Source organism: Nocardia sp. NPDC059180, from assembly GCF_042754945.1.
Lineage (GTDB): Bacteria > Actinomycetota > Actinomycetes > Mycobacteriales > Mycobacteriaceae > Nocardia.
The window spans coordinates 557,035-574,771 of sequence record NZ_JBHZBU010000002.1; the positions used below are offsets into that span (position 1 = coordinate 557,035).

The 17,737-nt window shown below is 65.5% G+C and carries 20 protein-coding genes and 1 pseudogene; 9 read left to right on the top strand and 12 right to left on the bottom strand.

The window, feature by feature from the left end; genetic code table 11:
- Positions 1-91: 91 nt before the first annotated feature.
- The gene (locus tag ACFXNW_RS08555) at positions 92-1,114 is read right to left on the bottom strand and encodes an NADP-dependent oxidoreductase (RefSeq protein WP_379416994.1); all 1,023 of its coding nucleotides are present in this window, start codon (positions 1,112-1,114) and stop codon (positions 92-94) included.
- Between the two features lie 226 nt (positions 1,115-1,340).
- On the bottom strand, positions 1,341-1,604 hold the full coding sequence (locus tag ACFXNW_RS08560; RefSeq protein ID WP_379416995.1) for a hypothetical protein: 264 nt from the start codon (positions 1,602-1,604) through the stop codon (positions 1,341-1,343).
- A gap of 257 nt (positions 1,605-1,861) precedes the next feature.
- On the opposite strand from ACFXNW_RS08560, the gene ACFXNW_RS08565 reads away from it, so the two are divergent.
- Positions 1,862-2,668 carry an XRE family transcriptional regulator gene (locus tag ACFXNW_RS08565; protein ID WP_379416996.1) on the top strand — a complete coding sequence of 269 codons (807 nt, stop codon included), beginning with the start codon at positions 1,862-1,864 and terminating at the stop codon, positions 2,666-2,668.
- Here the strand turns inward: ACFXNW_RS08565 and ACFXNW_RS08570 are convergent.
- Positions 2,646-3,350: an HAD family hydrolase gene (locus ACFXNW_RS08570; protein WP_379416997.1), complete on the bottom strand. Its 705-nt coding sequence runs from the start codon at positions 3,348-3,350 to the stop codon at positions 2,646-2,648. The two genes, ACFXNW_RS08565 and ACFXNW_RS08570, sit on opposite strands and share 23 nt — an antisense overlap.
- Before the next feature lie 267 nt (positions 3,351-3,617).
- Here ACFXNW_RS08570 and ACFXNW_RS08575 point away from each other — a divergent pair, with 267 nt between their 5' ends.
- Positions 3,618-4,268, top strand: a complete 651-nt coding sequence (locus tag ACFXNW_RS08575) for an HD family hydrolase (RefSeq protein ID WP_379416998.1) — start codon at positions 3,618-3,620, stop codon at positions 4,266-4,268.
- Between the two features lie 296 nt (positions 4,269-4,564).
- Positions 4,565-4,987 carry a VOC family protein gene (locus ACFXNW_RS08580; protein WP_379416999.1) on the top strand — a complete coding sequence of 141 codons (423 nt, stop codon included), beginning with the start codon at positions 4,565-4,567 and terminating at the stop codon, positions 4,985-4,987.
- Between the two features lie 421 nt (positions 4,988-5,408).
- Here the strand turns inward: ACFXNW_RS08580 and ACFXNW_RS08585 are convergent, their stop codons facing one another.
- Together ACFXNW_RS08585 and ACFXNW_RS08590 are read right to left on the bottom strand one after the other, a co-directional pair.
- Positions 5,409-6,209 (bottom strand): SMI1/KNR4 family protein, encoded by an 801-nt coding sequence (locus tag ACFXNW_RS08585; protein ID WP_379417000.1) that lies wholly within the window; start codon positions 6,207-6,209, stop codon positions 5,409-5,411.
- Between the two features lie 543 nt (positions 6,210-6,752).
- Positions 6,753-6,959: pseudogene (locus ACFXNW_RS08590) on the bottom strand (helix-turn-helix domain-containing protein); the annotation flags it as partial.
- 132 nt (positions 6,960-7,091) lie between these two features.
- Between ACFXNW_RS08590 and ACFXNW_RS08595 the strand changes: the two are divergent.
- A complete protein-coding gene (locus tag ACFXNW_RS08595) occupies positions 7,092-7,514 on the top strand; it encodes an SgcJ/EcaC family oxidoreductase (RefSeq protein WP_379417001.1) in 423 nt (140 codons plus the stop codon).
- 65 nt (positions 7,515-7,579) lie between these two features.
- Here ACFXNW_RS08595 and ACFXNW_RS08600 read toward each other — a convergent pair whose 3' ends face one another.
- From ACFXNW_RS08600 to ACFXNW_RS08615, 4 genes are all read right to left on the bottom strand, one after another.
- Positions 7,580-7,993, bottom strand: coding sequence for a VOC family protein (locus ACFXNW_RS08600; RefSeq protein WP_379417002.1), 414 nt, complete (start codon positions 7,991-7,993; stop codon positions 7,580-7,582).
- A complete protein-coding gene (locus ACFXNW_RS08605) occupies positions 7,990-8,574 on the bottom strand; it encodes a dihydrofolate reductase family protein (RefSeq protein ID WP_379417003.1) in 585 nt (194 codons plus the stop codon). The genes ACFXNW_RS08600 and ACFXNW_RS08605 overlap by 4 nt, the downstream gene beginning before the upstream one ends.
- A gap of 106 nt (positions 8,575-8,680) precedes the next feature.
- Entirely contained in the window at positions 8,681-9,238 is a 558-nt protein-coding gene (locus ACFXNW_RS08610) for a M15 family metallopeptidase (protein WP_379417004.1), read from the bottom strand.
- Between the two features lie 308 nt (positions 9,239-9,546).
- A complete protein-coding gene (locus ACFXNW_RS08615) occupies positions 9,547-11,223 on the bottom strand; it encodes a fumarate hydratase (protein WP_379417005.1) in 1,677 nt (558 codons plus the stop codon).
- A 251-nt stretch (positions 11,224-11,474) separates the two neighbouring features.
- Here ACFXNW_RS08615 and ACFXNW_RS08620 point away from each other — a divergent pair, with 251 nt between their 5' ends.
- Positions 11,475-12,035, top strand: coding sequence for a MarR family winged helix-turn-helix transcriptional regulator (locus tag ACFXNW_RS08620; protein ID WP_379417006.1), 561 nt, complete (start codon positions 11,475-11,477; stop codon positions 12,033-12,035).
- A gap of 30 nt (positions 12,036-12,065) precedes the next feature.
- On the opposite strand, the gene ACFXNW_RS08625 is transcribed toward ACFXNW_RS08620, so the two are convergent.
- Positions 12,066-12,635, bottom strand: coding sequence for a TetR/AcrR family transcriptional regulator (locus ACFXNW_RS08625; RefSeq protein ID WP_379417007.1), 570 nt, complete (start codon positions 12,633-12,635; stop codon positions 12,066-12,068).
- Between the two features lie 137 nt (positions 12,636-12,772).
- Between ACFXNW_RS08625 and ACFXNW_RS08630 the strand changes: the two genes are divergently transcribed.
- Positions 12,773-13,663, top strand: a complete 891-nt coding sequence (locus ACFXNW_RS08630; RefSeq protein ID WP_379417008.1) for an NAD(P)-dependent oxidoreductase — start codon at positions 12,773-12,775, stop codon at positions 13,661-13,663.
- A 56-nt stretch (positions 13,664-13,719) separates the two neighbouring features.
- On the opposite strand, the gene mftD is transcribed toward ACFXNW_RS08630, so the two are convergent.
- Positions 13,720-14,931, bottom strand: a complete 1,212-nt coding sequence (gene mftD / locus ACFXNW_RS08635) for a pre-mycofactocin synthase MftD (protein WP_379417009.1) — start codon at positions 14,929-14,931, stop codon at positions 13,720-13,722.
- Positions 14,928-15,623, bottom strand: a complete 696-nt coding sequence (gene mftE / locus ACFXNW_RS08640) for a mycofactocin biosynthesis peptidyl-dipeptidase MftE (protein ID WP_379417010.1) — start codon at positions 15,621-15,623, stop codon at positions 14,928-14,930. The genes mftD and mftE overlap by 4 nt, the downstream gene beginning before the upstream one ends.
- A gap of 65 nt (positions 15,624-15,688) precedes the next feature.
- Here mftE and mftR point away from each other — a divergent pair, with 65 nt between their 5' ends.
- From mftR to ACFXNW_RS08655, 3 genes are all read left to right on the top strand, one after another.
- Complete coding sequence (gene mftR, locus ACFXNW_RS08645; RefSeq protein ID WP_379417011.1) at positions 15,689-16,354, top strand: mycofactocin system transcriptional regulator; 666 nt, start codon at positions 15,689-15,691, stop codon at positions 16,352-16,354.
- Between the two features lie 88 nt (positions 16,355-16,442).
- On the top strand, positions 16,443-17,339 hold the full coding sequence (locus tag ACFXNW_RS08650) for an STAS domain-containing protein (RefSeq protein ID WP_379417012.1): 897 nt from the start codon (positions 16,443-16,445) through the stop codon (positions 17,337-17,339).
- A gap of 10 nt (positions 17,340-17,349) precedes the next feature.
- Positions 17,350-17,736, top strand: a complete 387-nt coding sequence (locus ACFXNW_RS08655) for an STAS domain-containing protein (protein WP_163823856.1) — start codon at positions 17,350-17,352, stop codon at positions 17,734-17,736.
- Position 17,737 lies beyond the last annotated feature (1 nt).

Genomic DNA, 17,737 nt, shown 5'->3' on the forward strand with positions numbered 1-17,737 from the left:
ACTGGAATCGGCGGACCGAATCGTCGCGAGGCACGCCAATGGCCGCACCGGCGTCACGGTTGCACGAGGCACGCCGGTTGCCACACTGACGTCACGGTTGCGTGATGCGGACCAGCTGCTTGCCGAGGTTGCCGCCCTCGAATACCGCACGCAATGCGCTCGGCGCGGATTCCAGCCCACTGCTCACAGTTTCGGCGATCGTGATGGCCCCCTGGTCGTGCCAGTGACGCAACGCGGCAAACGCTTCCGGGAAACGGTCGACATAATCGAGAAAGATGAAGCCCTCCATGCGCGCCCGGTCGAGGGCCAGGCGCATGTAGTTCCGTGGGCCACACGGCGGGTCGGCACCTTGATAACCGGACGAGATGGCTCCGGCCAGCACGACGCGAGCGTGAGGCGCCAGGTGCGCCAGACCGTGTTCGAGGATGCGACCGCCGACGCCGTCGAAGAAGACGTCCACACCGTTGGGGGCCAAGCGGGCCAGACGGGCGTCGATATCGTCGTTCGTGTAATCGATGGCGGCATGCAGGCCCGCATGTTCGGTGAGCCAGGAGCATTTGCGCGGACCGCCCGCAACCCCGATGACCGTGCAGTCCAACGCCTTCGCGATCTGGCCCGCGATGGACCCGGTCACACCGGCCGCAGCCGATACAAGCACCGTCTGCCCCGGTTCGGGGCGGCCGATGTCGGTCATGCCGAAGTACGCGGTCAGGCCGGGTGCTCCGAACAGGCTCAGCATGAGTGTCGGCGGCACACCGTCGGGAATCACGTTCAGCCCGAACAATCCGCCCGCAGACGCCACCACGTAGTCCTGCCACCCCACCATCCCCGCAACCCAACTGCCAACCGGATACCGCGGATCGTCCGAGCGGACCACCTCCCCGATACCGCTACCCCGCATCACCGCACCGGCCGGCACGGCATCGATATAGTTGGCGCCCTCATTGAGCCAGCCCCGCTGCGTGGGGTCGATACCCAGCCAGTGCACCTTGACCAGGGCTTCCACCTCCCCCGGACTCGGCACGGGCCCGGTCACCAGCTCGAAGTCCTCGTCCCGCACCGCGCCCTCCGGGCGCCGCCGTAGCAGCCACTGCCGATTCACCGCATCCGTCACCGGGCGATGCTAGATCACTGCCTGCGTAACCTTCGACCGCATTTTTGCCCGCCCCGGAACCGCGGCAGTCATGGCACCGACCGGTTGCCCGGCTCCTTGTCTATACCCAGAGTGACCATCGAGACCTCGAACGATTCTCATTCCCCACCCGGCCACCAGATGGCCAAAACCACCACCAGAAGCGGCAAACCGACCGCGACCGCGAGGCCGACGATCTCCCAGCCGCTCACCACGTGACCCCGACCGTCGACCACCTCGCGAACGACAGACGCGGCAACACCACCTCCACGTCGGCAAACTCCATCACACTGTTCAGTGCGAGCGGTCCGAGATGCTCGGGCGCGGGCAGGATCACCAGCTTCGCACCCGCGTTGCGCACCTGCTCGGCTATCGGTAGCACTGAGAGTTCAGACGGCCACACGACCGGATACCCGAGGCGGCGAGCAAGCCGTTGGATCTGCGCGGCGTCCCAGTCGGGGGCAGTACTCACGTCGTAATCGATCCATCCGAATGCAGTCGGTTTTGTCACCCCGGGAGTTGTGGATTCCATAGGCCTTCCCGCCGCGTGGTGGTGGATGCACTCGTGCCGGGAACGTTCTTGTGGCCCTGCGATCAGAGCCTTCCCGAGCAAGTGACGTACACCTGCGATATTTCGCTCACGACGACACCTTCGAAACCACGTCCAGGGGACGTTCGAGGGCGTTAGGCTGGCCATACAACGTCCTGAACGTCCCAGGGGGGCTTGCGATGTCATTGCGATCAGCTCCGAATGAACGCCTGCGCACCGCGATCGCGGATGCAGGGCTCACCAATCAAGCACTGGCCGAGCAGATCGAACTCGACCCTAAGAGCGTCCATCGCTGGGTCACCAAGGGGGTCGTCCCACGTCGCGCCACGGCCCGCAAAGCCGCCGAGCTGTTGGGAGTCTCGGTCGGCTTCCTTTGGCCGGAGCTAGATCTGGGTACGAAGCCAGCCGCCCAGTTAGAGATCGTGGGCGTGTATCCACACCGGGCGGACACGCCGCGCCACTTGTGGCTGGATCTACTGTCGAACACCGAGTCAGAACTGTGGCTGTTCGCCAACGCCAGCCTCTTTCTGCCTGAGCAGAATCCCGAATCCATCGACTTGATTCGACGCAATGCCGAGAACGGCGTCCGTGTACGGATACTTCTGGGCGATCCGGATTCACCCGAGATGTCGCTGCGAGGCGAGGAGGAGCGGCTGTACGAGGCGATACCCGCACGTATCCGCATGGCACTCACGTACTACAGCCCTTTGGTGGGAGTTCCCGGAGTCGAGTTCCGGCTACACCGTACGTGCCTCTACAACTCGATCTTTCGCTACGACGATCAGATGCTGGTCAACCAGCATGTCTACGGCACCTATGGCTACAAGGCGCCGATCCTACACTTGCGGCGTGTCCACGGCGGCGACTTTTTCGATATGTATGTCCGCAGCTTCGAACGAGTATGGGAAGACGCCTCACCCGTCACAGATTCACAATTCTGGAAGATGTTCTCGGCTGCAAACTTCAGGACGCAAGCGTCTGCTTGATCGCCGCCAGAAACGCGGCAGTATCCTCCAGACTGGGGAGCACCACATCGGCCCCCGCCTCGGCGAGAACCGCCGCGCGATCGCTGCCCGTGGCAACTCCGACAACTTTGGCTCCACCATCGAGTCCGGCTCGTACATCATTGGGCGTATCGCCGATCAGCACCGTGTTGCCCCGCGCGAACGACACCAAGTACTTCTCCGCTGCGCGGCCTTGGGCGATGCCAACCAGGTTGGCGCGGATGTGATCGTCAGAGCCGAATGCTCCGATGTCCCAATCCAACGGCGGGCCGGCCAAGCCGAACGTGTCGAGCTTCGTGAAGCCATTAGGCCGGATGTTCCCCGTCAGCACCGACTGGATGACTCCACCCTCCTGAGCCAGGGCTTCCAACGCTTCCCGAACACCTGGTAGTGCGCGCCCCCGGGCCGCGAGATCGGCTCGGCGAGCCAGCAGCGATCGTTCCAACGCGTTGAAGATCCTTTCCGCATCCTCTGTGAGCGCCACCCCGTGGCGGTCAGCCAGATCGCGCATGATCAGCGCGTCAGTGCTCCCACCAGTGCGAGGCCGGCTCTCAGGCCGCACTCCAGTCAGTAACTCGAACGCCCCGGCGTATGTGTCCTTCGATACACCACCGTTGGCGATCATCGTGTTGTCCACATCCCACAGGACGAGCAGCGATCCCACCCGACAAAGCCTACGTGGTCTGCACGCGACCGCCGGTACGAACTTCGCACACGTAGTGGGCCCGACAGGGCCACCACCGTGATGCTCTTGTCGCCGTCTACCGGCTGTATCCCACAGATTGTTGGCGCCCGCAAAGAGCGCTTGTCGTGCATTCGAGACGGGCTTCGGTTACCCCTACTACTGTCGATGAGGCTATCTCCGGGTGGCAGTTTCACCGAATACCGCAACAGCTCTTGGAACAGATCCGCATCTCGTTAGGAGCGCAGAATGAGCACGGATGCCAACGGTGCGGAGGAAACGGTCACCTTCGCCGACGAGCTGGGCTATCTGAAGTCGCTCCCGAGGGCCGGTTGGCTGCGTGCCGGGATAACCGATGGGGAACCTGTCGCTGCGCATTCGTGGCGGGTGGCTGTGTTGGCGTTCGCGCTCGCCGTGATCGAGGGCGCCGACGCGGAGCGAGCAGCGGTGCTGGGGTTATTCCACGACATCCCGGAGACTCGATACGGCGACGTACAAGCCTCGGGGAAGGCTTACGTCACCCAGGTTCCGGCTGTCGACGTGGTGGCCGATCAAACCGCCGGTCTGCCTGAGGAACTCGCGGAGTGCATCAGTGCCGCCGTCTCCGAGCACGAATCCGCCAAACAGCCCGGGGCGAGCACCGAAGCGTTGTGCTCACGTGATGCCGACAAGCTCGACCTGCTGCTCACCGCACGTGAGTACCAGGAAGCAGGGCGGAGCGCCGCCTCCATGGACCGGTTCATTCGCAGCATGATCCCCCTAATCACCACCGCGACAGGGAAGGCACTGGCCGAGGCCGCACTAGCAGTGCCGCCCACCGCATGGTGGGACGAGTTCGCCAGGAAGTTCGGTACTCCCGCCGCGGCCGAACGACCGATACACGGGTCATTCAGAACCTAGGTGTTACGGGTCAGGACGTCCGTTGCGCAGAGGAAGGCCGCTTACGTTGAGCACCGTCGGTTGGTGAGAGGGGAACGTGCATCGCCTGACGTGGATCCCGGGGGCTGGTGTCAGTGGACGGTAGAGGTACATCCAAAGCTGTTGACATCAGTAGCTGCGATCGGCGCCAGCGTGAGTGGCACGCGCACCCAATGCTTTTACCAAGAATCATGACAGAAGGTGTCGTGATTCGTTGGGAGCCTTGATTCGGCGGCCATCGGACGGCCCGATCGGTCAGTTCACGAAGGAGCATTCACGTGGGTTCTCAGGTCAATCCGTGCATCACGTTCAATGGGAACGCGCGGGAGGCGATGGAGTTCTACCAGCAGGTCTTCGGTGGCGCACTGGAGATTTCAACGGTCGCGGACTTCGGCTCACCGGACTCGCCGGGCGCTGACAAGGTCATGCACTCTCGTCTGGACACTGCCGCCGGATACACGTTGATGGCCTGGGACTTTCCGGATGAAAGACCCGGCCACCCGCCCTATCAGCCGGGCAACGACGTTGCGGTCTTCCTCGGTGGCGACGACGGAGAACTCCGCGACTACTTCGAGAAGCTGTCGGTCGGTGGCACTGTCACGCTGGCTCTTGAAACGCAGGCATGGGGAGACGAGGCCGGCTCGCTCGTTGACCGATTCGGGATCAGCTGGATGTTCAACATCACCGCCCAGCGCCACTGACCGACGACCTGATTCGTCTGTCTGATCGGTGACCGGCTCGTCCCGGCCGAGCCGGTCACCGACGGCTGGCAAATGGCCCAACCGCGGCCATCCGATCCTCATCGCTCAACACGCGATCGTGACCGGGCACGTTTGCTCGCACCCCGTCAGCGACCTACACAGCCCCAGTGGTTGCAGTTGACCTCCAGCCATCGCACGCCTTCGATCGGGCCGACATCGACGGTATGGCCGCTGTACGGCAACACCTTCCGTTGCGCTCAGCTCGGCCGAGTCGGGCGAAGTGTGCCGCCTCATCTCAAACCGCACCGGATCTCGTCGACCATCGCGCGAACTATCTCCAACTCGTGGCGGCGATCCAGGCCGTAGACATCGGCCGCGTCGACAGGTCTCGCGAGGTTGCTCTCACGGCCCTCTTCTCTTGTCATTCTTCCTCGGTGTTCTTCCGGTGAGTACGTACCTCTATCAATCGATCGAATGCGCCATCGACAACATTGTTGCCTAAGCCGGTGCCTCGCAGGGCAGCACGCAGCTTGTCCAGGTCAACGGCATGTACAAGTTCTTCTTTGTGGAATTTCTCGACGAAATCGGAAAAGGATTCATCCTGGATATCGTCAGGGGAATCGGGTATGCAGGCTTCGATGGGATAGCCGGGGTAACGTCCGGCGATAAATGCCTCATACGCTTCATCGTCTACGGGGTCCCAGCAGCCAGGTCGGTAGTCTTCTCCGGCCTCTTCGAACATGCCTGTTTCGAGTGCGATAACAAACGTTTCGAGCCATGCTTCGAGGGAGGGGTAGAGGATGTTCCGGGACTCGGCCTTGCTGCGGAACTCGATGAGCTGCCCAGGTTTGCCGTCGAAGGCACCCTGTAGATCGACGCACACATAGTCACCGTAAATGTTTGCCAGGAAAGGGACCCACCCGGCGCCCCACCACAGATCCTCGAAACCCTGAGTCTCTTTGACCCACACCATATCTTCCATGGCGGCGGCGATGTCTTCGGTCGACATCAGAAACCAGAGAGACTCCAGGCATCCATCGTTGTCCCCGTTCTGTCCGTTATGCCAGGTGAACAGCTCCCGAAGCAGCGGGGGGAGATCACCACCGACATCACGCGCGAGCTCATCGATGTCGGCCTCCGAAGCACCGGGCATGAGTCCGGCATGGTAGGCGGGTCGATTCACCGCGAGCCATCGGTCGAGTCGCGCGAGGAACGGGCTCATACCGCGAACCTACCGGCAGAGAATGCAACTCGTAGCTTCAGAGCCGGGGAACTGCTCACCGCTCTGCATGGAAGTGTCCCGATCAACGGCTCTGGTTCGCCCACTTTCGGCACATCCGCCCGTCAGCGCATACACGACCGCGGTGAACACGGGGAGAGTAGAAGCACCAGTCTGGAGGAGCTCGGGCGCGAGTCGCTCCGTCATCGAACCGACCTGGCCTCACCACCGATGCCACCACCGCACGGCCGGAACCCAAGGCGATCGGGGCGCACGGGGAAGGCGCCCAGAACGACACAGGTTCCGTCGAGGGTCACAGATTCGGCCGCGACAGGATGCCGAACGTCATCGCGCGATGTCACCGACCGGAAGCCCGCCGGCTCGCGCCAGCTCATGCAGAATCGCTGCGGTAGAACCATCCAGCGGATATGACAGCTCGATGGCCAGTTCGGCCAGGGTAGAGATCCTGTAAAGCCGGATCTCCAGTCGCACGCACCTGCCCGATCAGCCTCTCCAGGAGAGACTTTCGGACCTGCCGGTAGTTGAGTTCCGTTCTCGCAACGGCACATCCAGCGCCACGCAGAGCTTCAGCACCATCGCCCGGCTCGGCTGCGATCGACCGGTCTCGAGATAGGAAATGTGCCGCGCCGAACTATCGGCCGCCAGGGCGAGTTCGAGCTGGCTCAACCGTCGCCGATGCCGCCACTGCCGCAACAATGCCCCGACCGGAGAACCCTGGTTGCCCTGTCGCACTCCCGAAGCGTAGCGATTCCTGCCCTCGCGAACCCCGTCCGATCCATGACCTGTCAGGTCATTGAGCATGCGAGTACTGCTCTGGCAGCGTCGTGGCCGAGCCCGTCCGGCTCATCAGGAGAGGAAGAACTCATGACCGACCACGTGATCCCCGAAAATGCGCTGCGGGCCCTTCTGCACGCCCAGATCGAGGCATGGGCGGCCGCAGACGGCGCCGCCTTCGCGGACACCTTCACCGAGGACGCCGTCTTCGTCTCGGTGATCGGCGAATACATCCGGGGCCGCGCAACGATCGCGGCCACCGTGCAGGAGGGATTGAACGGATTCATGAAAGGGACCCGGATGCTGGAGCCGGCGGTGCTGAACCTGCATTTCCCGGCGCCGGATACGGCGATCCTGATCACCCGGTCCGGGCGGCCCGTGCGACCGGGCACGACACCGGATCCCGACGAGAAATCGATCCAGACCCGGCTGGCTGTGTGCAGACGGCGACAGTGGCTGTTCAGCAGCTTCCAGAACACCCGCATCGGCGGCTTTCCCGCCCCGGTGAACTGACCTCGGCCGCCATCGCGGGACGAAGGATCCACCTGACGGTAGTACGCCCGCTCCCCTCAGGGCGCTCAGGAGAAGTCCTCGGCGGTGATGCTGTCGGCGTGTCCGGGTGGCCACTGCACCAACTCGATCCGGTAGCCATCCGGGTCGGTGAGCCACGATGTCTGCGGGCCCTGCGGCCCGCCCGGGTACTGGACGGGTCCCGGCGCCAGGCCTGCGTCGGTCAGCCGTTCCCGGGTGGAGGCAAGTGCATCCACTTGGATAGCCAGGTGGTCGACGCTCCCGCCCCCGTCGACGCGTCCGCCGTCGGGGCGGTGGACCAGTTCGAGCGAGGCCGCCGGTTCGCCGGGGAACTGGAGCAGCGCGAGGTGACTGTCGTCGCCGGGCTCGACCCGGCCCAGCTCGACGTAGCCGAGGGCGGTGTAGAAGTCGAGCGAGCGGTTCAGGTCGGTGACGCGGAAGGCGACGAAAAGTGTCTTCATCCGAGCTCCTCGGGCCGACGTACCCGGTAGCGCAGGTGCGTGACGTCTCGGTCCTCGAGCCGCCGGATGAGGTCGAGTTCGATGTGTTCGCCGCCGAGGTGGTCGAACAGTCGCCGACCGTCCCCGAGCAGGACCGGAACCAGGTGGATCTCCATTTCGTCGAGGTGCCCGGCCCGCAGGAGCGCTTGGGCCGCGCCCGCGCCGTGAACCATGACCGGCCGATCCCCAGCGGCCGCGCGAGCCTGGCCCGCGCAGGCATCGACGTCGGTGACGAAACGCGCGTGGCCGGGTGGCACGTCCTCGTCATCCACCCGGTGGGTGAGGACGAAGATCGGCACGCCGTCGTGATGATCGCCCTGCCAGCGCCCGGCGAGTTCGAAGGTCCGTCGACCGGAGATCAACGCGCCGGTCGCCAGCGCCTCGCGATACACCTGTCCGCTGGGGCCGTCGGTTTCCCGGTCGTCGAGCCAGTTGAAAAGGCGTCCACCGCCGTATCCGAGCTCCTGTCCCGCTCGATCGTCCGGGCCGGCGATATAGCCGTCGAGCGACATCGACATGTACAGCCGAATCGGATTGCGCATGCTGGCCTCCTTCTTCCCCCAGGATATGAGGCTGCTCCGCTTCCAGCATTCAGCGGTGACGCAGGCGAGGGCTCCGAGAACAGTTCCACTCGGGGCCGAACTCCGCTCAGCGCACGCTGGCGTCGGGCACGCGGGGCGGGCAGGGCAGGCCGGGGACGGTGGCCAACTCGAAATGCCACCACTCGTTGTCGAATGTGCGACACAGCCCCCAGCGGTTGCCGTTGACCTCCAGCCAGCGCGCGCCCTCGATCGGGCCGACGTCGACGGCATGACCAGTCACGTGGGTGGATTCGTTCGGCGGCAGTACCCAGCGGCGGGCTTCGGCGGGGCTGCCGTGGGTGCGCACGCCGTCGTCCCACAGTGCCTGTTGTTCAGCGTGGGTGCGGTAGCCGGAGGTGATCGACAGCGGCACACCAGATGCGTGTGCCTCGTCGGCAGCCATGTTGTAGGCGAGCGCCAGCAGAGGATTCAAGCCCTCGGTGCCTGCCCCGGCGACAGGTCGCACCGCGACCGCTCCCGAGGGCGCCGGGGTTGGCGCCGCCTGCGCGGCAGGCGCCATCACACTCAGCGCCACTGCCGTCGGTGTCACCGCCGCGGCCGCGAGCGCAAGGCGCCTCGACCATGCCGCGTTACGCCCATTGCGCGCTTCACCCGTTGCCCACATAGCCGTCGATCGTAGCGCGACGCGCCGAGCGTCCCAGCTCACACCGGGTACGACATGACCTGGGACAACAGGTTGAAACGGCAACTGTCCACAAGGTTATCCACGTGTTGTGGATCACATTCACCAAGCGGCAATGGGTTTCAGCGCCAACGTGGTCAAGGCCGTTGACCACCACCGATGCCGATTCGAGGCCGATGGGAACCGACTGCCGCGCAGCCGGTTCCGCTCAGGATCCGCGCTGTCCACAGGTCATCCCCATCATGTGCACAACCTATGACTCGCCCGAGTCCGGGGCGCGGGCGCGTCGGTCAGACGCGTTCCTTGGAGCGGGTGCGGACCCGCAGCGCGATCGGCTTCTGGGTTTCGGCGAAGAAGTCGTTGCCCTTGTCGTCGACGACGATGAAGGCAGGGAAATCCTCGACGTCGATCTTCCAGACCGCTTCCATACCCAGCTCGGGGTATTCGAGCACCTCGACGTTCTTGATGCAGTCCAGCGCCAGACGCGCGGCGGGGCCGCCGATGGAGCCGAGGTAGAAGCCGCCGTATTCCTTGCAGGCCTTGGTGACCTGCGCGGAGCGGTTGCCCTTGGCCAGCATGACGAACGAGCCGCCTGCGGCTTGGAACTGGTCGACGTAGGAGTCCATGCGGCCCGCGGTCGTGGGGCCGAACGAGCCGGAGGCGTAACCCTCAGGGGTCTTGGCGGGGCCGGCGTAGTAGACGGCCATATCGCGCAGATACTGCGGCATCGGCTCGCCCGCGTCGAGGCGTTCCTTGATCTTGGCGTGGGCGATATCACGCGCCACCACCAGCGAGCCGGTCAGCGAAAGGCGGGTCTTGACGGGGTACTTCGACAGCTCGGCGCGGATCTCGTCCATCGGGCGGTTCAGGTCGATCTGGACCACGTCCCCGCCGAGGATGTCCTCGGTCTGCTCCGGGAGGTACTGGGCCGGTTCGGTTTCCAGCTGTTCCAGGAAGATGCCGTCCTTGGTGATCTTGGCCAGAGCCTGACGGTCGGCCGAGCAGGACACCGCGATGGCCACCGGGCAGGATGCGCCGTGGCGGGGCAGGCGCACCACGCGGACGTCGTGGCAGAAGTACTTGCCGCCGAACTGCGCGCCGATGCCGAATTCGCGAGTGAGCTGGAAAACCTCTTCCTCGAGCTCGAGATCGCGGAAAGCATGCCCAGCCATCGAGCCCTCGGTGGGCAGATTGTCCAGGTAATGCGCGGAGGCGTATTTGGCCGTCTTCAAGGCGAATTCGGCGCTGGTGCCGCCGATGACCACGGCAAGGTGGTACGGCGGGCAGGCGGCGGTGCCGAGCGAGCGGATCTTCTCGTCGAGGAATTCGAGCATGCGCTCGGGGTTCAGGACGGCCTTGGTCTCCTGGTACAGGAACGACTTGTTGGCCGAACCGCCGCCCTTGGCCATGAACAGGAACTTGTAGACCGGGTTGTCCTTGTCGCCTTCGGTGGCGTAGAGCTCGATCTGCGCGGGCAGGTTGGAGCCGGTGTTCTTCTCGTCCCACATGGTGATCGGCGCCAGCTGCGAGTAGCGCAGGTTCAGCCGGGAGTAGGCGTCGAACACGCCGCGGCTGATCGCCTCGGCGTCGTCGGCGCCGGTGAGCACGCCTTCGCTCTTCTTGCCCATCACGATCGCGGTGCCGGTGTCCTGACACATCGGCAGCACGCCACCGGCGGAAATGTTGAGGTTCTTCAGCAGGTCCAGTGCGACGAAGCGGTCGTTGCCGGAGGCTTCCGGGTCGTCGATGATCTTGCGCAGCTGAGCCAGGTGCGCGGGGCGCAGGTAGTGGCTGATGTCGTGGATCGCGGTCTCGGTGAGCAGGCGCAGCGCCTCGGGCTCGACCTTCAAGAAGGTGCGGCCGTCCACCTCGATGGTGCTCACACCCTCGGTGGTGAGCAGGCGGTACGGGGTCTCGTCGGCGCCGATCGGCAGCAGATCGGAATAGCGGAACTCCGGCGCGGTCACGGCAACGCACTCCTTCGAACAAGTGTCGGGCTTGGGCCACAGCCACAGCTGGACTGAAGCACAGCGAGCCTAACGACCGATCGGGACCACACCTGCGGTTAGGCAACCCTATCCAGAAGTCATGACACTGGGATGCGCCACAAAAGGTTGCACGTTCAACCCCGGGAGTGCTACCTCTCGTTCCAGCAGGTATCGCGCGGGGCGCCGAGCGCGCGCTACCTCACCTGATACGCCGGAATTGGAGCGCCAACGTGACCGACCCCCACTGGCTCGATGACGTCGAGATGCGGGCCTGGCTGGGATTCGTCCGGACCCGCGACTTGATCGCGGCCGCCGTCGGACGCGATTCGACACGAGAAGCCGACCTCACCTACGTCGAGTATTCGGTCCTCGCCTATCTCGTCGAGGACCCTGAACACTGCCTGACCTTCGCCGATCTGGCGGCCAAGCTCGAATGGTCGCAGAGCAGACTGTCGCATCAGATCACCCGGATGGAGAAGCGCGACCTCGTTGCGCGGCAACCGATCCCCGATGATGCCCGCCGCACCGCTGCCCGGCTCACCCCGCGCGGTCTCGAAGTGCTCGTCACAGCCGCGCCTGCGCACGTCCAGAGCGTGCGCAGGCACATGATCGACGTGCTCGACCGAGAGCAGCTGTCCAGCTTGGCCGATATCTACGACATCCTGCTGAACCACCATCGCGGCTCGAACGGTGACCGAGATTTGTCGCCGGACGCGCCTGCCGGAAACCCACTCGGGATCAGCCTCGATTCGACCGCAACCCAGGGCGACGACGGGCCCACGCCACCGTGAACGAGCTCCCGCGCATGCCTGCGCGCCGGCTCAGTGCAGTACGGCGGCGAGCACTGCGTCGGCGTAGTCCCGGTCGACGGGTTCGTCACTGACCAGCAGCCGATACCACAGCGGCGCGACCAGTGAATCCTCCAGCAGTTCGGGGTCGATGGCGGGCAGTAGCCCGGCGCGCTGAGCGGCCACAAGGCAGGTCTGGTTTCCGGCCCGCAGCGGCGCGTGCACCCGCTCGCGGATCGCCGCCTTGAGTTCGGGATCGAGCTGGGCGGCACCGAGAACGCCGACGATGACCGGACGCAGAGTCGGGTCATTGAAGGTATCCACGAACCCGTACAGCCAACGGCGCAGATCCGCGACCACGTCCTGCTCCCCGGAGTCGGTCATGGGCACCACCGGAGCCGCCCAGATCTCCAGTAACGCGTCGAGCAGGACCGCGCTTTTGGACCGCCACCAGCGGTACACCGTCGGCTTGCCCACCGCGGCCCTGGTCGCGATCGCTTCCATCGTGACAGCCGCGAACCCGTGTTCGGCACACAGTTCGATGGCGGCTTGCAGGATCGCGGACCGGGAACGGGCCGCGCGCGGGTTCGCAGCGTCGGGCACCGCTCGACCCTAACACCAAAACGAAACGTTACGTTCTTGACGCGACTCAGCTCGGCGACCCATACTCAACGAAACGTTACGTAACGTTTTGTACCTAGGTCCTCGTGAGCGAGGCAGCCGACGAATGGAGTTCATGCGTGTCCGGAAACGACAAGCCCGCTGACGTCACGGCAATCGGCCTCGGACAGTTGGGAACTCGGCTCGCTGAGGCCTTCCTCGCCGATGACCAGCGCACGATCGTCTGGAACCGCACTGCGGCCGCAGCCGATCCCCTGGTCGCCAGGGGTGCGATTCGGACCGGCTCGCTCGCCACCGCGATCGAGTCCGCACAGGTCATCGTGATCTGTCTTCCGGACTACGCGACGGTGTCCGAGGTGCTCGAACCCCATATGGAACGGCTACGCGGCCGCATCCTGGTGAACCTGACCTCGGGAACACCGCAGGAGGCTCGTCACATGGCCGACCGGCTGGGCGAAGCGGGCGCGGGCTACCTCGACGGTGCAGCGATGAGCGGCACAGCGCGGGTCGGGCAACGCAAGGCGCTGTTCGTCTTCAGCGGATCCACCGAGGTGTTCGATGGGCATCGGGAAACACTGGCGAGCCTGGGCAATTGCGTACATCTGGGCACTGACCCAGGGTTGGCAGCGGTGTACGACACGGCGTTGTTCGGCCTGGCTTGGGGCGCACTGGCGGGCTTCTATCACGCTGCGGCATTGGCCGGAGAAGCCGGTGTCGAGCCGGACGCGTTCGCGAAGGTGGCGACCGGACATCTGCCGTTCGTCGCGGAGCTCATGACCGAGCACGCCGAACAACTTGCCGCACACAGGTATCCGAACGACGACGGCACCGTCGAGGTGCACGCCGCCGCGATGGACCACCTCATTGCGACCAGCGCCGCGCACAACCTGCATACCGACCTGCCCGAAACCTTCCGGGCGATGCTCGCCCGGGCGGTGGAGGCAGGGCACGGCACGCATGGCATCGCAAGCGTCGCGGCAGCGATGGGCAAGGTAGGCGTCGGCCTCTGACGCTCGACCCGACCCTTCGAGGTGCCGGCTCACACCGAGTGAGCCGGCGCCACACCTCAGGCAGGGTTCGAGACCGCCGCGTCGCGATCGGCCGCGGCCGGAACACCCAGCGCCCGTTCGAATCCCGCAGGCACGACGATGTCGCTGCGGTCCAGCTCGGCAATGCTGGTCTTGCGCAGACCGAGCAGGGCGGAATCGATACCGCCGCGCAGGATGTCGAGGACGTTCTCCACGCCCGCCTGACCGTTGGCGGCCAGGCCCCACAGGTAGGCGCGGCCGATCATGACGGCGCGGGCGCCGAGCGCGACAGCCTTGACGACATCGCTGCCGCGGCGGATACCGCCGTCGAGCAGGATCTCGATCTCCGAACCGACCGCGTCGGCCAGCACGGGCAGCGCGCGGATGGCGGCGGGGGTGCCGTCGAGGTTGTTGCCGCCGTGGTTGGACACCGAGATGGCGGCCACGCCCGCGTCGACGGCGCGGTGGGCGTCATCGACGCGCATGACGCCCTTGAGCATCACCGGGCCGTCCCACTGTTCGCAGATCCAGGCGACATCGGCCCAGTCTGGGGCGGGTGTGCCCATCCACTCACCGTAGGCACCGAAGAATCCGGGCGCCGCGGCGCCACCCACCGCCATATTGGGCGCGGTGAGGTCGGGCAGCTTGCCCGAGCGCACGTAGGTGGTCAGCCAGCGCGGCTTGACCATGGTCTGCGGGGCGAACTTCATCATGGTGCGCAGATTCAGCGATTCGGGGATGACGGGGCTGCCCCAGTCGCGCCCGTGCGAGAAGGACCAGTCCAGCGTCAGGATGAGTCCGACGGCGCCCGCAGCCTTCGCCCTGGCCATCCGCGCGGAGATCTCGTCCTTGCTGCCACACCAGTACAGCTGGAAGAAGGTCGAGGGGTTGGCGGCGATCACCTCTTCGATCGGCTTGCTCGCGAACGAGGACAACCCCATGGCGGTCCCGCGCGCGGCGGCGGCACGGGCCACCGCGACCTCGCCGTCGGGGTGCACGGCCTGCACACCGGTCGGCGAGATCAGCACCGGCATCGAAATCTGTTGCCCGAGTACGGTGGTCGACTGATCCCGCTCACCGATCGGCCCGGCGACGTGCGGCGCGAAACCCAGTTCGGTGAACGCGGTCTGGTTGTCCTCGATGGTCTGGCCACGTTCGGAGCCGGCGATCAGCGCGCCGTAGACCGACTTCGGTAGTCGCTTCTTCGCGCGCCGCTGCGCTTCGGCGACGGTTTCGAACCACGCGTTCATGGCTGGGTCCTTTCGGTCTCCGGCCACCACAGCCGGGTCTGGTCGGTCAGTTGTGAGGTCAGTTGATCGAGCAGGGCTGCGCCCTCGTCGGCGGTCGCGCCGGCAGGATCCCCGAGGACACCGTTGGGGCTCACGGCGCGCACTCCCCCGGCGCGCAGCAGCGGCAAAGTCTGCGACAGCGGCCGGACATCGCCGGCTTCGGCGAGGCCGGTACGGACCCGGCCGGGCGAGAGCGCGAGCTGGAGCGCGGTTTCGGTGCGGCCCGCATGCGGATCACCGTCGTAGCGCGGCAGGAACAGGCGCACGTCGCGGGATTCGCTGCGCAGCAGTGCCACCGCACGACGCAACGGTTCGACATTGCCGCCGTGCCCATTGACCAGCAAAATCCGGTCGAAGCTGTCGGTGGCCGAGCGGCACAGCTCGACGATCAGCAGCTCCAGCGCGGCCGCGCCGATGGACAGCGTGCCGGGGAAGCCCGCGTGTTCACCGCTGGAGCCGTACGGAACAGCAGGCGCGACAAGCACATCCGTGCGCTCGGCTGCCAACCCGGCGCACAGTGCGAGGGCGATATCGGTGTCGGTGGACAGCGGCAGATGTGGGCCGTGCTGTTCGGTCGAACCGACGGGCACGGCAAGGATCACACCCGCGGCGACATATTCTCCCGCCTCGGGCCATGTGAGATCCGCCATCATGCCGCCGACATTAACGTCACTCACTGACATAATCAATAGGCCGTTCGGACGCATAATCAATAGCCGTGACGGCACACAGCACCCGCGGGCGCCCGCGCGGCACCAGCAAGCGCGCCCTCGAACTCATCGCTATGCGGTTGTTCAGCGAACAGGGCTTCGACGACACCACCGTCGAGCAGATCGCCGCGGCGGCGGGGGTGAGCGGCCGAACGTTCTTCCGCTATTTCCCCAGCAAGGCCGAAGTGCTCTGGTACCAGTTCGATGCCGAGGTCACCGCGCTCCGAGCCGCGTTCGCGACCGTCGACCCCGATATCCCGATGATGACCGCTGTGCGCCGCGTGGTGGTCAACGCCAACCGATACCGCGCCGAAGACGTGCCCGAACTGCGCACCCGCATGCAACTGGTCGCGACCGTGCCCGCGCTCGCCGCCACCGCGGGTGCCCATTACGACGCCTGGGAGCGCACCGTCAGCTCCTTCGCCGCGAGCCGCCTCGGCCAGCCCGAGGACGCGCTGATCCCCATGGCCGTCGGTCGCGCCACCCTCGCCGCCGCACGCGCCGCCTTCGATGCCTGGCTGACCCGCGCCGACACCGATCTCACCGTCTATCTGGACGAGGTGCTCGGCGCCCTGGAGCACGGCTTCGCCACCCCGGACGACAGCGGAGGTGACCGGCGCCACGGCCGAACAGCCCGACCTGGTGGTTTCAGCGGTAGCACCGCTGGGGTATGACTAGGCTCGATATCGGCACGCAGCCGAGCGTCACCACGCCCGAGATACGCAAGACCTGTCGTACCCGTCGAAAGGGGCACGAGTTTCCATGTCCGAGGTGTCCATGAGCCTTTCGGCGGACTCACTGGCCGCAGGACCGGTCGACAATCTGCTTCCGCAGCTGGTCGAGCATCTGCGTCAGAACCGCACCGTGCTGCGTGAAGAATGGGCGCGCCGCATTACCGACGCCCGCCTGCTGACCGCGATGACGCCGGAGGAGATCTTCTCCGAGGCCACCTCGATCTTCGACAATTACGTCGAGGTGCTCGAGACCGGTAGCGTCGAGGCGCTGCAGGCCTACGCTCGCGATCTGTCCGAGCGCATCATCCCGAGAGGCGTCGAGACCGACGAGATCCTCGGCATCGTGCTGCTCCTGCGTGACGTGCTGGCCCGCTCGCTGTTCGAGAAGTACCAGTCGAACTTCGAACTGCTCAACGACGTCCTCGACGCCTACGAACCGGCCGCCAACCGCATCGCCAACACCGTGGGCGTCTCGTTCGTCCAGGAGCGCGAGCGCGTCATCCGCCAGCAGCAAGAAGCCATCCGCGAGCTGTCGACGCCGGTGCTGCAGGTTCGCGAGCAGCTGCTCATCCTGCCGATCATCGGCGTGCTCGACAGCCAGCGCGCCCGCCAGCTCACCGAACAGTTGCTACGCGCGATCCGCGCCAATCGCGCCAAGGTGGTCGTCATCGACATCACCGGTGTGCCGGAGATCGACCAGACCGTCGCCAACCACCTGGTGCAGACCGTCGACGCCTCCGGGCTGATGGGCGCCAACGTCATCATCACCGGCCTGTCCTCGGATATCGCGCTCACCCTGGTGACCATCGGGCTGGACCTGTCCAAGATGAACGCTGTCGGTGACCTGCAGGGCGGTATCGAGGAGGCCGAGCGGCTGCTCGGCTACGAGATCACGCGGGTCTCCGCCGAACGCAGCGGGCGCTGATCAGCCGATCATGCCGGTTCCCATCCTCAAACAGGGCACATACCTCATCGCATCAGTGCAATCCGCGCTGACCGATGCCGATACCGAGCGTCTCCAGGACGACCTGATGACACAGGTCAGCAAGTACCGTGCGCATGGCATCATCGTCGACGTGACCGCCATCGACGTGATGGACTCGTTCGCGGCGAGATCGTTGCGGACCATCGCGCATATGACGCAGTTGCGCGGCGCCCAGACCGTCATCGTCGGGTTGCAGCCCGAAGTCGCGTTCGCCATGGTCCAGCTCGGCCTCACCTTCGAGGACATGCACACCGCCCTCGACCTGGAAGAGGGCCTGGCCTGGTTGAACAGCAATGTTCCTGCCCGGCGGAGAGACGGTCGTGACCGTGGCCGCTGAG